This is a genomic window from Paenibacillus sp. 2KB_22 (genome assembly GCF_052115745.1).
Classification (GTDB): domain Bacteria; phylum Bacillota; class Bacilli; order Paenibacillales; family Paenibacillaceae; genus Paenibacillus.
The window spans coordinates 524,499-539,434 of the sequence record NZ_JBFRHG010000001.1; the positions used below are offsets into that span (position 1 = coordinate 524,499).

Annotated in this window: 11 protein-coding genes; 1 reads left to right on the plus strand and 10 read right to left on the minus strand. The window is 44.5% G+C overall.

Annotated elements, in window-relative coordinates; genetic code table 11:
* Positions 1-100: 100 nt before the first annotated feature.
* A complete protein-coding gene (murB, locus tag AB4111_RS02170) occupies positions 101-991 on the minus strand; it encodes a UDP-N-acetylmuramate dehydrogenase (protein WP_442030084.1) in 891 nt (296 codons plus the stop codon).
* Positions 992-1,257: 266 nt separating this feature from the next.
* Complete coding sequence (locus tag AB4111_RS02175) at positions 1,258-2,238, minus strand: SDR family NAD(P)-dependent oxidoreductase (protein ID WP_442030086.1); 981 nt, start codon at positions 2,236-2,238, stop codon at positions 1,258-1,260.
* A 243-nt stretch (positions 2,239-2,481) separates the two neighbouring features.
* Between AB4111_RS02175 and AB4111_RS02180 the strand changes: the two genes are divergently transcribed.
* Positions 2,482-3,156 carry a class I SAM-dependent methyltransferase gene (locus AB4111_RS02180; protein ID WP_442030088.1) on the plus strand — a complete coding sequence of 225 codons (675 nt, stop codon included), beginning with the start codon at positions 2,482-2,484 and terminating at the stop codon, positions 3,154-3,156.
* A 70-nt stretch (positions 3,157-3,226) separates the two neighbouring features.
* Here AB4111_RS02180 and AB4111_RS02185 read toward each other — a convergent pair whose 3' ends face one another.
* From AB4111_RS02185 to AB4111_RS02220, 8 genes are all read right to left on the minus strand, one after another.
* Positions 3,227-4,630, minus strand: coding sequence for an outer membrane protein assembly factor BamB family protein (locus AB4111_RS02185; protein ID WP_442030090.1), 1,404 nt, complete (start codon positions 4,628-4,630; stop codon positions 3,227-3,229).
* Positions 4,631-4,823: 193 nt separating this feature from the next.
* Positions 4,824-6,875, minus strand: a complete 2,052-nt coding sequence (locus AB4111_RS02190; RefSeq protein ID WP_442030092.1) for a serine hydrolase domain-containing protein — start codon at positions 6,873-6,875, stop codon at positions 4,824-4,826.
* A gap of 111 nt (positions 6,876-6,986) precedes the next feature.
* Complete coding sequence (locus AB4111_RS02195; protein WP_442030094.1) at positions 6,987-8,285, minus strand: GHKL domain-containing protein; 1,299 nt, start codon at positions 8,283-8,285, stop codon at positions 6,987-6,989.
* Complete coding sequence (locus AB4111_RS02200) at positions 8,286-9,026, minus strand: LytR/AlgR family response regulator transcription factor (protein WP_442030096.1); 741 nt, start codon at positions 9,024-9,026, stop codon at positions 8,286-8,288. It abuts the gene before it with no gap.
* A 230-nt stretch (positions 9,027-9,256) separates the two neighbouring features.
* The gene (locus AB4111_RS02205) at positions 9,257-12,076 is read right to left on the minus strand and encodes a glycoside hydrolase family 2 TIM barrel-domain containing protein (protein ID WP_442030098.1); all 2,820 of its coding nucleotides are present in this window, start codon (positions 12,074-12,076) and stop codon (positions 9,257-9,259) included.
* 199 nt (positions 12,077-12,275) lie between these two features.
* Positions 12,276-12,797, minus strand: coding sequence for a GNAT family N-acetyltransferase (locus AB4111_RS02210; RefSeq protein WP_442030100.1), 522 nt, complete (start codon positions 12,795-12,797; stop codon positions 12,276-12,278).
* A gap of 148 nt (positions 12,798-12,945) precedes the next feature.
* Entirely contained in the window at positions 12,946-13,740 is a 795-nt protein-coding gene (locus AB4111_RS02215) for an SDR family NAD(P)-dependent oxidoreductase (RefSeq protein ID WP_442030102.1), read from the minus strand.
* Between the two features lie 129 nt (positions 13,741-13,869).
* Positions 13,870-14,868: a helix-turn-helix domain-containing protein gene (locus AB4111_RS02220; RefSeq protein WP_442030104.1), complete on the minus strand. Its 999-nt coding sequence runs from the start codon at positions 14,866-14,868 to the stop codon at positions 13,870-13,872.
* Positions 14,869-14,936: the final 68 nt, after the last annotated feature.

Consider the following 14,936-nt stretch of genomic DNA (forward strand, 5'->3'; position numbering starts at 1 on the left):
CATTCTAATATTACCATAATTAGCATACTGATATTTTTCGAACCATTTCCACAATCAAAAAAGGCCGCCAGTGGCGACCTCTCAAGTATTTCACCCGAAACTATTCACCCAGGAAGATCACTTCGGTTTCCAATTCAACCTGGAACGTATCATATACTTTCTTCTGAATAAATTGAATCAGATCCATGTAATCCTGGGCAGTAGCGTGATCCACATTAACGATAAAACCGGCATGCTTCATGGAGATTTCAGCCCCTCCAATGCGAGTGCCCTGCAAGTTGCAATCCTGAATCAGTTTTCCGGCAAAATGTCCTTCGGGTCGTTTAAATACACTTCCACAAGAAGGGTACTCAAGTGGCTGCTTGGATTCCCTCAGGAACGTTAATTCCTTCATTTTGCTTGCAATATCGTCCTTGTTTCCTTTTTGGAGTCCGAATTCGGCCTCCAGTATGATATAGTGATCCATCTTGAAGAGACTATTTCGATAACCAAACTTCATCTCTTCTCGCGGGATCTCCAACACTGCGCCATCTTTGGTGATCACAGTCGCACGTTCAACAACATCTGCGATCTGACCGCCATAGGCACCCGCATTCATGTAAAGTGCGCCCCCCGTGCTTCCGGGAATACCGCAGGCAAACTCCAAACCAGTTAAGCTATGCTCCAAAGCAAGTCTGGATACATCAATGATATCAACGCCGCTTTGCGCAATCATGCTGTCCTCACTCACTTTAATCTGATCGAAGTGGCTAAGAGAAATGGTGACACCACGGATGCCTCCATCTTTAATGATGACATTGGAGCCTTTGCCAATAACCGTCAGCGGCAATTGATGTATGTTGGCAATCTCTACGATTTTAGTGATTTCGTCTATCGTTGTTGGATGGATGAGGATATCTGCTTTGCCACCAATTTTAATAAACGTGTGATTTTTTAGCGGTTCATTAAATTTCACTTTTTCCAAAGGTATGTGTTGCTCAAAAATATTCATGATTTTCTCTCCCTGCGTTCTCAAAAAGAACATGATTCCTCTATTTTAAATGGAAAAGCACTAACATTACAATCCATCACAGTTATTTCACTTCATTGACCCGTATAATGTATCCTTTCTTCCCTCTATTCTGATATATGATATTCACCTAACCATGAGGGATGTTACTTTCTCAATTCGTATGAGCAAAAATAAAAAAAACGCTACTGACAACTTCAGTAGCGTTTAGAGTGTATCTCAATTGAATTGTTGTGTAAATCAAGGTTTTACGTGGTTGGGATATCCGTATCTGTCAGCTCCACGGACAGTTTCCATAAACGAATCGCTTGCCCGGGGTCGATGGCATACTTCTTCACCCCATAGAAACCTCCATCCTCTGGAGCCAATTCACTGATGTCACAATCCTCGCAGTAGACACCGCCTTTACCTTCAAGCTGAGGAGAGGTTGCAGCCCAGACTTGCGTCGCTGCCCCCTGCTCAGGTGTTTTGAACGCCGGATTGGCGACTTGTCCAGATTCATCGATCCATCCCAGAGCAATCATCTCATCTTTCGGCATATGACGCTGCAACGGCGTCATTATTCCACCTGGATGAACTGAGAACGCACGCACTCCCTGTTCAGCACCACGTCTGTCCAGCTCAACGCTGAATAAAATGGTTGCTGTCTTGGACTGACCATAAGCAGGGAATTTCTCATAACCATGCTCAAACTGGATGTCCTCCCAACGAATCGGTGAGAAATGATGTCCCGCTGATGCCAAGGAAACAACACGTGCGCCACCCTGACTTGCAAGTGCTGGCCATAACAGATTAGTCAGTGCGAAGTGGCCTAGGTGATTGGTTGCAAATTGAGCTTCCCAGCCCGGACCTACCCGCGTCTCCGGACAGGCCATGATGCCTGCATTAAGAATTAACATGTCGATGTTGCGATCACTCGCGAGGAACCGCTCGGCAAAAGAACGGACACTGGAGAGATCCGCGAGATCCAGTTCGTCAATCTCAACACCGGACAGTCCGGATAGAGCTTCTTGGGCAACAGCTGGCCGGCGTGCCGTCACAACGACATGAGCTCCTGCTTGGACGAGCGCGCGTGTCGTCTCCAGTCCCAGACCGGAATAACCCCCTGTTACAATAGCAAGTCGTCCTGTCAGATCAATATTACTTAATACGTCCTCCGTTGTACTCCGATGATCGAACCCTGAGCCAATTTTATGTTGTAAGGTTTTAAAGATATCTTCTTGTGTCATCTCATCCGTCTCCTTTGAAATAGTTCCTAGCTAATGCAAGTCTACACCTTAGAGTACACTCTAGGTCAAATGCAGCGAATCATTCGTCTTAACGTCTCCGTTCAATCTGAAAAAAGCCGCCAGTTGGCGACCTTTTGACTCGGAACCCATAGTTCCAGCCTATGAACTTATCCATAATCGGTATTTCCCTTGTTTCCTTCCAGTTTGTAAACTATGGAGAAAACCTCAAGGAGTGATGAGCATATGGAACTTTCAGTAAAGCAGCTGTTCGATAAGGTAGCCCAAGATTATGATGTGCAGCGAAAACAGCTTATCCCTTGTTTTGATGATTTCTATGGAATGGCTCTAAATCTAATGGAATGTTCGCTCGATTCGCCACGTATTCTTGATCTCGGTGCAGGAACGGGGCTTCTCTCCGGATTGGTCCTGCAAAAGTATCCCAACGCACGATTGACCCTGATCGACATCAGTGATCAGATGCTCGATGGGGCACGTGAAAGGTTTGCTGATGCTAAAGAAATAGAGTACTTGATTGGAGATTACTCAAGTTACAACTTCACCAGTTCCTACGATATGATTATTTCCTCCCTGTCTATTCACCATCTGACCCACGCTGACAAGAGAAAGGTGTTTGGAACGGTACATAAGCTGTTAGAACCAGGGGGTCGCTTCATTAACGCAGATCAGGTTCAGGGAAGAACCCCTGATACGGACACCTATTACCGCGAGCGGTGGTTAGAAGCAATTCATCAAAGTGGTTTGTCTGATGAAGCCATCTCGGCTTCAATTGAAAGACGCAAAGTGGATATCAATGCCACGCTGGAGGATCAGTTCGTGTGGTTGGAAGAAGCGGGGTTTCCTGTGGTTGATTGCATGTACAAATCCTTGGACTTTGCGGTATTTTACGCGCAAAAATAAAAAAGACCGGATTAGAGGCGCAAGCTATGCCATGATCCGGTCTTCTCCCTTAATTTTCATTCTGAATCACTTATTTCAGCGATGCTGGAAGCTTGACCCCAAGAAGTTTGCCTTCGGCTTGAATGATGATCATTCCGTTTGTCTTCAACGTCGTGTTGTGCAGGTCACCACCGGTGGAGACTCGAAAAGCAGGCTGCCCCGTCATCATGTTGAGTGCAAGCAGGGTGCCGTTACGTTGCGCTCGATACATGCCTTTACCATATACATCAATCTGAGAAACGGGAGCATCACCATGCCACTTCACCTCCTGACCATTAGCCAGCTTAATGCCTGTGAGCTCTCCTGTATTGGCATTTTTGAAGATCAACCGTTCCTGTGTAATGCCAACCCACACCATATTTTCTCCATGAGGGCTATGAAAAGTTCGAAGTGGCGTGGGTTCCGACTTGGTTGAGGTCAACGAGTACTCCGCTATCTTATCCCCTTGCAAAATGTATAGTTTATCTTTACTCGCAAAAATTCCGCCATAGCCATTCACATACGGTGGATCCCCCGGGATTTTCCAGGTGTACTCCTGACTTCCTTTTATCACACCTGTCTTCAGGTTGTACGCATTAATCTTCCATTTCCGTTCAGGCGATGATTCGTCATCCCCCAACATTGGAGAATAATAATCCGCTGAGTATACAAGACCGTCTTTGATCTGCAGAGCCTCCCCCTGACCAAAATGACCCCATAGCTTCTTGCCCGTTTTCTTGTCATATGCATTAAGCTGAGTGGACGTAAGTGCTCCTTGAACAAAAAAAGTTCTCAGCACCACACCATTAGATTCTTCCAGATACTCAGTACCATGACCTTCCCCTAATGGTTCATCTGCCTTCCAACGCAGTTTGCCTGACTTGATATCCAAAGCAAACGTTGTACTCCCCTTAATCACGTATAGGGTATCCATCGTTGGAATCAAGACTTCTGTACGTTCATACGTATCAATCCAGGTGGATGTGCCTGACTGCCATTGCACTTTGCCTGTTTTTGCATTCAAGGCATAAGGTTTATGATCTCTGGTCAGTCCGTAGAGGACGCCGCCTTGATAGGTAATATAAGGTGTCAGTTCTTTGCCGTAAGTCCACAGTCGTTTACCTGTTGTCGCATCGAGCGCAATCAGCTTCGATCCGGCAAACGTGAATACTTTGCCTTCTTCTGCAATGGCACTAGCTCCAATGTACGTCTCGTTCATATTCAAATAGTTATCTACTTTTGCAGTCCAAGAAGATTTAAGTTCAGGTACAGTGATTCGCTGATACGCGTACCAGTTGCGGATGGATACATCCGATGCTTCCGCATATGCCTGAGATGGCAACACACCGATGAATCCGTGAACCATCAGCATGCCGGCAGTAAGACCAGCAATGATGGGTCTGCCTGCTCTTCTTTTGTAATGCTTCATTGTGTGACGTTTATGTCGATTGATCATAGAAAGTGATTCCTCCTGTGATAAATGAGCCTGATATATAACTACATAAAATATGACGAGCAGTGAGGCCGAAAAGTTACCCGATTGTTAAATTATTCTAAAAAAATCAAAAAGCCGCCTTAGGGCGACTGTCTGAATACTACATTATTTATGTGACACGTTGGGAACGTGCCTTTGCAACAAGGTCCCTGCTTTACTTTAATTCAATCTGGAATACATCACCGGCGTTGCCACCAAAAACGATAAAACCACTTTTCGGGAGCTTCGTCGATTTCTGATTGGTTGCTACAGAGAAGTCAACCACTTCCCCTTGTTCATTATACACTGCATAACCGCCGGAGTTCGGAGAATTCACCGTAATGGATTTATTCGCCGATCGGGCGTCAATGGCATACCAACGGGCTTGACCGTTTGCCGGGATAGTCGTAATTCCTTTTTTCCCACCAAAGATTGGCGTAATCGCATCCTCTGCAATGTATTCCTGCCCATCCTGGATTAAAATCTCCGCGCCATTCTTCGTGTAAAATTGCAGATCGAACGCATCTCTTCCATTCATCACAGGAATCTGGGCGATATTCTTTGCAAGATTCGCATCCATGATTTCTGTACCATTGGCGTAACCATTTTCGGCATCAACAGACAGATTCTTGATCAGCATCGATGGAAGCAGATAAAAGATCGACGTTATTTTTTCATCCAGAGCGTAATATTTGGAGCCGTCACGAGCTGTCCATTTCTCCTTTGTTGTTGCGTCCAGCGCATGTTGATCCAGCTTTTGATAATCGTATGTGTTCATTATGGTTTGGCCTATGCCGGGTAACGTTATCACGGCCTGAACTTTAACATACACCTTGTCATTACGTTCCTTCACAAAACTGACTTTCACGCTGCCATCTGTACTTGTAAAATGTTCTTCGCCTGTGTACACATAGTTCTGCTCCGGGATAATTCCACCCAACAAGGCAGGCAATTTGAATTCACCATCCTTGATTACGATATCCAGTGTTTCACCTACCGTACCATACAGACCTGAGTACGTATTCAACTCCGTGGGCATCTTCGCTTTGACAGGTGGTAAGAATGTCAGGTCAGGCTGAACTTCGTCAATGATGCCCTGATCCGCAAGAACGTCCAGCAGCACTTTGCTGGCAAACATCTGATTGTAGACGGAAGATCCACCGGATGATAAGACCGCCATTGAAATATCATGTTCCGGTATAGTGATTATCACGGCATGATACATCATGGTATCTCCACCTTTGGCAAGTGCGGTAACCCCATAATTGCTGAACGGTGCAAGGTCAACCGCATCCCACCCCAAGCCATAATTGATCGTATTTTGCTCATCTGATACCCACATGCCCTTACGATATTCATGTGATTGCATGGCCTTCACTGAAGATTCGGACAGAATATCCGGTCTGTTCCCCATTAAAACCTCTCCGAATTGACTCAACTCCTCTGCGGTGGAGTACACTCCGCCTGTACCGATAATGTTTGCATTTTCGGTCGGCATCTTCATTGCAAGTGTTGGCCAATAGGTTTCGGATAACTGCTTTCTATCAAAGTCATCCAGTGGTGTCTTCGTTGAATCCAATTTCAACGGCTCGCTGAAATACTCGGCGATATATTCGCTGTAGGTTAACCCACTCACCCGTTCCACCATAAGCTCCAGCAACTGGAAGCCATCATTGCAGTAGACAGAATAAGCTCCCGGCTTGGATTTCAGTTTTTCGGACTGGAGTTTGAGCAGTAGCTCGTCATGATTACGGGTGTCATTATCGTCAAACAACATGCTGTTTCCATAATGTGTACCGTAAAGACCGGATGAATGATTCATCAACATGCGCGGTGTGATTTGAGTATATCGCTCATCTGCCATCTTAAAGTCTTTGATATACGAAGTGAGCGGCTCATCCAGATCTATTTTGCCGGAATCGACCAGCTTCATGGCGGCTGCCGTAACAATCATTTTGCTAACCGAACCTATGCCATACATGCTTTCCTTGTCTATTGGCTTCTGTGATGCCTTGTCGTGCAGTCCGACACTATCTGATAAAATGAATTCCCCTTCATCCATGATCGCATATTGCACACTGGTGACACCGTAGTTTTGCACCATCTCCGTGGCGATCTGCTCTGCCCGTGCCTTAATCGTTGTACTAGTATTCGCCTCTGCGCTGACGTCTGTCATCGGTGTAATTACAAGCACTGCTGTACATAAAAGACTAATTAATTTTTTCATCCCAATGTCCTCCCTCAAATGTTCTTATGATTGAATTCATCATATCCGGGAAATGACAGATCGAACGCAAATAGACCCTGAATGGAAAAAAACAATCCCCGAACGGTATGTTCAGGGATTGTCGGTGTGAAACGGAAGCACGACCATGTTGTTAAACTTCCGATGTTGATGCTCAATACTCATATGTCCACCATATTTCTCGCAAATTCTCGATATATTGGTTAGACCGATGCCATGGTACTCGGGATTTGGCTTTTCACTTTTCAAGTCAACGATCGGTTGCTCTACATGATTCATAATCTGGATGACAAGTGCAGAAGATGTGGAGTGAATGGCAATGAGAACATATCGATCCTCCGCCTGTCTAACTTTCTTGGAGGCTTCAATTGCGTTATCGAGCATGTTACCAAGCACCACACACAGATCATATCGATCGATCTGGATATGTTGCGAGTGGAGTTGGATTTTGGTGTCGATTTTGATTCCATTTGCCTGCCCCATAGCCAGAGTATTCGTAACAAGAGCATCAATGACCAGATTGCCGGAATTCACCCGCTGATACGCACCTTCAATGGTATTTAATGTAGACTTGATATGGTCACCTGCCGCCGCCAGTTCGTTACGTTTGATACATTCATCAATATACAGAAATTGCTGATTGATATCATGGATGATGCTTTTAATATTTTTGAAACTGTGAACGGTCTTCTCATAGTTGGCATCCTGGTAATCCATCTGACGCTGTAACTGGGTATTTTCATGCGTGAGCTGTACTTTTTCCACCATATTATCGAATACATAAACAATGAACACGTTGAGAAAAAGAGAGCCCAGTACAGAAAAGACGTAAAATAAATTTTTTTCACTATAGATGGAAGCCACATTGATCTGATAGATCGTAATGATCGGCACGATGAGAAACAGCAAATAATAACGATAGTGAACGGCAAAACTTCTACGTTTGGCGACTAGACGGACAACTTGAATAACAATGAACATGATGCTGCAACCAAGTAGCATCACCTTGGAGAGAATCCAGTGGTTTTCTCCGTTGAACTGTTCCCATGAGATGAAATCTGTGGATTCCAAAACGCCGAGAATATATACAGCTATCGTATTCGCCATCGTAATCAAAACCCCGTAAAGGATGGTAAAAACAAGCTTGATTTTAAGCTCCACATCATAGGATTGTGCCAGACTGAAGATTAATACCAGGGCAAACGCTGTCGAAACGATGTCGGAGAAGGAAGTTGCCAAATAAAAATAATCCAGCACAATAAATGCCAAGAAATAAACCGTTCTGCGCGGCTTCCGCTTGGACTGCCCCAGCACAGAGTCAAAATAAAAATTCGCCTGGAATGCCATAAGTAAGGTCACGAAGATGATGGAAAAGATCATATACGTATCCATTTACTGAATCCTCATAATCATGTATTTAGTGTAGGCATCCTTGACTTCCTTGATCTTGGAACGGCCTATGGGCAGTGCTGTCCCATTTAACATGACAACTTGGGCACCGGAAAACTTCTGAACGTGCATAAGATTAATGATAATCGAGCGATGAATCTGCAAAAAACCATGATCTTTCAAAGCGGCTGCATAGCTGGATAAAACACCTTTGGTCTCATGTACATTTTCCCGGGTCACCACGTTCAACTTGTTCTTGATCGTTAAGCTTTTGACGACCTCCATCCAGAGAATATCATCATATTTTAGCAGCAATTCATCATAGTCTGACTTGATCAGCACATACTTTTTCTCCAATGCCTGAAAATATTGACACAGCTTAATCATCTTCTCCTCGAAAACTTGCGGCTGTATTGGCTTAATCAGATATTGAAAGGTGATGACATCGAAGCTCTCCACCATGTATTCCGGGTAACTGGTCAAGAACATAATCTGTACATCCAGAAACTTCATATTCCTGATCTCTTTAGCGGTCTGAATCCCGTTCATTCCGCCCATCTCCACATCCAAGATGAGAATATGAAATGTATCCCCAACCTCTCTGTAGTGTGAGAGCAGTTGTTCACCAGATGTGAATAGGCTAATTTGAAAATCAAAATTGGTTTTTAGGGATAAGGAAATCAGCATCGATTTCACGAGTTCTCGCTGCTGCTCCTCATCATCACAGATTGCAATATGGAACATGGGGGACATCCGCCTTTCATCGACATCGACTCTGAATTTCACTCTCGAATATACTATATTAGCATAGGTTTCAGAGTCGAATTAGGCTGAAATGCTTAATATTAACCTTGAAGTGTAAGAAAATAAAAAAATGCCAAAGGCCCTGCCACGAATGGAAGGGTCTTATAAGCGCATATTTCTGAGAATACATGTTTAAGAAATAGGAACCTGCTGCCACTTCACTACTAGTCTTAGTTAAACAATTGGCGAATCTCCTCGACTTCCAGGCGGGCAGCTGGCTGGTAGGCCGGACTCTGTACATAACGCTGGAAGCTGTATAATAATTGTCTTCCCTCCAGCGTTGTCATTAGACGCTCCAGATTCAGTGCACCCATTAGCACTCTACCATTCCGCACCTGGCACTCTATCAATAGCCCAAGCTTATGATTCCGTTCAAAATTATCAATGGTCTGCACGATTGGCTGCAGGTCTTTGTTCAGCTCATCCAGAATGATGGATGACGATTCAGAAACGATGCTCCACCACGGATAGGTCGAGTATTCCTCTGTGACAAATTCTTCAAAGGCCGGGTGATCCTGTTGAATCAACAAACCCATTGTGCCCACAGGCACTTCTCTTTTCATATTCTCCGATATCGATCGGAACATAGGGTAAGACCAGAAGTCGGTGCTGTAGAAACCTTGGATCGCGTGTTGAATCTGATTAGGATTCGGGAAAAGTAGAATATCCTCCCCCTTTTCAAGCAGACCCAGCGCTTGTTCCGAAAGTTCGGTAAAGAGGTTAAGACCGCTCAGATCCACTTCGAGTTGACCCGGGTAGATCCACAAGTCGTAAGACTTACGGATATCCGTGCCCGGAATGGATAATTTCAGCTCCACTTTGGTCATATTGGAGACCTCAGGGATACGAATGCTAAGATCCGTGATACTCACATAATGTTCTCCATGGAACGCTGGTAAGTCAGCTTTCCCTTCTACAAGGATACCATCTTGTTGCTGCTCGCCTTGTAACTTCCATTTCAGTTGAAGTCCATCCAACACTTGTCTCCGGAAGTAACTTAGTTCAATGCGCACTTCGAACAATTCACCAGCTTGATAATTATATTTGGGGAATCTCGCGAGCAGCACCGCATCGGAACAGAACGTTCTCCACTCCTCCGGTGTAATCATGCCCTTGGAATCCATGAATGCGTCCAGTACACCTACCAGAGCTGTTCCCTGACCACTGAAATCCTGGAGATCCAGCAGTTGGAATCCGGCTAATTCCTTCGAACGAAAAGCCGCTTCCAGTTCCTCCTTGTAACAAGCAACTGCGAGTTTACCAGAGGCTCTGAAGTAGGCTTCCGCCAGATGTCCCAACCCTTTGGCTTCCAGGCGTTCTTGGAACACTTCAAAGTTCTTTGCTTTAAGGGAGCCCGTATACTTTTTGATCTCCTCGAAGTTGGGAAACGTGGCATATTGTCCAATTTCATGCGAGATAATCGGTACATGTGAGACGAGTTCATCACTTCCAGCTTCGGCCTGTACCGTTTTGGAACCTGTGCCATACTGGATCTGAATCTCTTTGTCCCCCGTTTGAGCAGAAGGGACAGCATCACTGCCTTGCTCAGGTACAATGTTCGAATCGTAATCCTTCAATGTGTTGGGCAAGTCGGTCTGTACATGTCCTAGCGGAGCATCACACATGGCATACGAACCTCTGAACAGACGCTCTTTCGAGAATCGAACCCCGCAAAAGAATTCACTTTCCTCCAGAATGTCCGGCACAAACTGAAAGTTGTTGGAGCCTTCGGTATATAGATGACGTTGATCGTATGCTTTGTATGCCTTCAAAATGGAATTCATTCTGTCCTTACTGCCCCACAGTTCATTTCCCAAGGACATCATCACAAACGAAGGATGATTACCAAAAGCTCGCAGCATCGCAAACCCCTCGCTGATCAAGTAATCCTGCTCTGCTTGATTATGCCCCTCTGTTGTTTCATCCGTAATAGTCCCCCAGAACGGGAGCTCAGGCTCCATATAGATGCCTAACAGATCCGCAGCAATAAAAGCAGCCTCTGGAGGACAACAGGTATGGAAACGGTAGTGATTAATACCGTAGGACTTGGAGATGCCAAGAATGCGAAGCCATTCGTCCACATCTGTTGGCGCATATCCTGTGAGCGGAAAGATTAGCCCGTCATGTTTGCCTCGCAAAAACGTTTTGCGACCATTGATAGTAAATTTGTCTCCAGCAGCCCTGAATTCACGCAAGCCCGTCCATATTTTAGTGGAATCCAGCATATCACCTTTCTGGTCTTGCAGTTGAATGTGAAGTTGGTACACATTAGGTTCATCATCACTCCATAACATCGCATCTTCGCCAACCTTGTAAGTCAGCCCAATCTCCTGCGAATCCGGGAAGAAGATCTGTTCCTCCGTTGTATATACCGGATCAGCACTGACAGCAATAGCGGCTATGACGATCTGTACTCCTCTCAGATCACCGACAAGTGCTCCCTTAATCTCAAAAGATCGATTCGCAAGATCAGGGTAGACCTGCACATTATCCAGAAAAACACGCTCAAAAAATTGAAGTTCCATCTTACCCGTGATCCCGTTCCAATTGGTCTGCGTGTCTTCAGATGTAAGATGCCCGCCTTTGGTTGGATAATTGGTATTGTCCACTCGAATCGTGATCGTATGTGTCCCAGCCGTTAGCCCTGCCTCCGACTCGTAACGGTGAGGTGTATTTAGACTGTTTTGCGTGCCCAATTCCAATCCATCAATCCAAACTGTGGTTACTCGCGTTCGTTCCAGATGCAGGAAGCAACGTTTATTCGCCAGATGTTCGGGAATATCGATCTCACGTGAAAACCAGGCATATCCTTCAAATAAATACTCATCCGTCAGCGCACCGATTAACACATGTTCGTTTCTCTTGCCTTTGCCCGCATGAGAAGTTGTATTGGGTAAAGTAATAACGTCTGAGAAGTTCAGACCATTCTCCACTTTATGCTCATCGAGCTGAAGTTTCCAGATACCTTCCAGATTTAATGCAGCTATCATAATATTGTCTCCTCTTAATTCATCTAATTGATAGAAGTAATCGCTTCCAAGTCACAGAAACCGTTTTCGATAAATCATACCTGTATTATAAACTTGATAGTCCCCCTCGCATAGGTCTTATGAATAAAATAACGCACCTCTTTTCAAAACATACGTCTCCAAAGCTCTTAATAGTATCTTTTATTATATTGACGTATGATTATAAATTTTCTAGAACATTGTCAACATTATTCCATTCATAGGTCAGCTCGTTTAACATTTTTCCACCGATCCTAATTTGACTTGATTTGACTAATTTAGCACCAAAATGTTCATAAAAATAGCGAGTTTTATTTCCCTCAAGAACGTCAACAAATATCCTGTTATAGCCCAATTCTTTGAAATGTTTGAACAGTGCTTTGAATATCTTCCTTCCTATGCCCTGTCCTTGATATTCCTCAAATAGATAAATAGAGGTTAAGTCCCCCGAATTCGTCACTTTATTGGTTTCTCTCTTAAAAGCATCTGCGAAACCTATGATTTGACCTTCTGTATTTTCTGCAACAACAACATAATTATCTTCTTTTGCAATATTTTTCGTCCACAGTTCTGTTCGTTGTTCATAAGATAAATTCTTTAGAAATTCATCTGAGATAATGCCTTTATAAGTTGTTCTCCAACTATCAACATGAACTTTCGCGATACCTGATGCATCATTTAATATTGCTTTTCTTATAATCATTTGCGCCCCAACCTTTCCTCGTAGATTGATGACTCCATTATAGAACATTTGTGTAAGCAAATATCAACAACGATCTTTAACATAGGCATTAAAAAGTCGCCATTACTGGCGACTTCTTGAGAATACATATGCTGTATCCTGAACAATTTTAGAATATGGTGGGAACCATGCCCCCGTCCATACGGATCGGAGATCCTCTAAAAGCTGAAGCATACGGGCTGCATACAAAAGCTGCAAGTCTGCCTATTTCACTTGGCTTGATGAATCGCTGTAATTCAGACTGAGGCAGATTGCTTTTCATAAAGTCCTTCTCTTTTTCCTCGAAAGTCAACGTCTCATCTGGGTATATGCCCTCAATGATTTCACGTACGTTTTCGGACAGTGTCGGGCCTGGTAGGATCGTATTGATCGTAACTTCAGTCCCTGCTGTCAGTTTGGACAAACTTTTGGATAATGACAGCAACATCGACTTGGTCATGCAATACTGAGGCATCTGGCCTGAGGGCATGAGGGCTTCTTCACTTGCTATGAAAATAATGCGCCCGTCATTGTTCTTCATCATTTTAGGTAAATAAAATTGGGACAAGCCATTAGCAGCCAACACATTAATACGGAAATATTTTTCCCACACTTCATCGTTCACGTCTTCATAACTCATGATTTCATATATGCCCATGCTATTGATTAATATATCAACTTCGGGAAATTTCTCAAATAAAGCTTGGCGTTGCGCCTGATCAACAAGATCAGCCGTTGCCTTTTGCGGAGAGGTGTCTGGAAAAGTGATCTTGATTTCACGAACTGTTCGTTCCACCTCTTGATCATTGCGTCCATTAATCAGCACATGAACACCTTCTCGGGCGAGTTCCATGGCAATCGCTTTACCGATTCCTTTTGTTGATCCTGTAACTAAGGCTGTTTTCTCTTTTAGTCCCATATCCATCCTTCATTCTCCTTCTTGATTACAACTATCCGGCAGCGGCTTCTTGAATATTGCCAACAGCTTCATGCACCGGATAGGTATAATATTACGAGGTCTGAAGGGCTCAGTAACTAGCACCTTGCGCCAGAGTTATTGCCTGACACGCCAATTCGAAGGTGTATCTCCTTCCCAGGTCCGGAACGCACGATAGAACGAATTCTGGTCTTCATATCCAACCAGGAATGCTACTTCTTTGATATCGAGCGAAGGATCTGCCAGGTATTCCCGGGCCTGCTCACGTCTGGCTTCGGTTAATAATCGCTTGAAATTTGTGTTCTCTTCCGCCAGTCGCCGTTGCAAGGTACGATCACTCATATGAAGCTCTTTGGCGACCGTCTGGATGTCAGGGCGCTTTCCTGTGAGGTTGCGTTTCATAATCCATTTGACCACTTCAATAACGGACCGACTGCTCTTCTGTTCATCCAGCGACCGATCCAGAGCCGGGCTCAGGATCTCCAGTAACTCCTCGTTATACGAGAGAAATGGAAGAATCAGATCTTTTGGATCTAGCGTCAGCCGATTATAGCCAGAATTTGTATCGACTCGGCAGCCAAAGTACACCTCAAGGGTATCTACGTCACCCATTGGTTGGGAGAACTCAACTCTTTTGGCAGTCAAAGGCTGGCCTGTGCCCTTCCGTCCAAGTTCGAGCAGAAATGCCAGCGTAATACCGACCAGTAATGGCGGACCCGGTAGCTCCTTATGTAACCATTCGAGTTCAATGATACACTCCTCCCCTGCTTCCGTAATCTGCAAACTCTCGGGAGGACACATCTGCTTGTAACGGACCATTCGATTCAACGCATCACGATAATCACGAGCATGGTACATCGCCAGCACAGGCGGAGGATACTTCGATATCTCATATCCGGTTGCAAGTTTGATGATGCCTTCGGCAGTTTCTCCAATGAGATCTGAATAAGCCTGCCAGATTGCATAGTACTGAGATTGAGTCACTACAGGTTTATTTATTGTCTCAAGAGATAGTTGTGCTGTGCGAGCGATGTCTTCTGCACCAATCCCTATTTGATGTAATCCGGCCCAAAAGCCTGGGTGAACTTTAATTCGATCATTCGGTTGAGATTGCATGCATCCAGACTCCTTTAGCTTGTTCCATTTTTCATTCTGATGTCTAATTATAGAACGGTTGTAGCTAT

Excerpts from the sequence above, each read along its gene's own strand:
- murB (WP_442030084.1), bottom strand. The coding sequence starts at position 991 with ATGAATATTTTTGAGCAACACATACCTTTGGAAAAAGTGAAATTTAAT.
- AB4111_RS02175 (WP_442030086.1), bottom strand. The coding sequence starts at position 2,238 with ATGACACAAGAAGATATCTTTAAAACCTTACAACATAAAATTGGCTCA.
- AB4111_RS02180 (WP_442030088.1), top strand. The coding sequence starts at position 2,482 with ATGGAACTTTCAGTAAAGCAGCTGTTCGATAAGGTAGCCCAAGATTAT.
- AB4111_RS02185 (WP_442030090.1), bottom strand. The coding sequence starts at position 4,630 with ATGATCAATCGACATAAACGTCACACAATGAAGCATTACAAAAGAAGA.
- AB4111_RS02190 (WP_442030092.1), bottom strand. The coding sequence starts at position 6,875 with ATGAAAAAATTAATTAGTCTTTTATGTACAGCAGTGCTTGTAATTACA.
- AB4111_RS02195 (WP_442030094.1), bottom strand. The coding sequence starts at position 8,285 with ATGGATACGTATATGATCTTTTCCATCATCTTCGTGACCTTACTTATG.
- AB4111_RS02200 (WP_442030096.1), bottom strand. The coding sequence starts at position 9,026 with ATGTTCCATATTGCAATCTGTGATGATGAGGAGCAGCAGCGAGAACTC.
- AB4111_RS02205 (WP_442030098.1), bottom strand. The coding sequence starts at position 12,076 with ATGATAGCTGCATTAAATCTGGAAGGTATCTGGAAACTTCAGCTCGAT.
- AB4111_RS02210 (WP_442030100.1), bottom strand. The coding sequence starts at position 12,797 with ATGATTATAAGAAAAGCAATATTAAATGATGCATCAGGTATCGCGAAA.
- AB4111_RS02215 (WP_442030102.1), bottom strand. The coding sequence starts at position 13,740 with ATGGATATGGGACTAAAAGAGAAAACAGCCTTAGTTACAGGATCAACA.
- AB4111_RS02220 (WP_442030104.1), bottom strand. The coding sequence starts at position 14,868 with ATGCAATCTCAACCGAATGATCGAATTAAAGTTCACCCAGGCTTTTGG.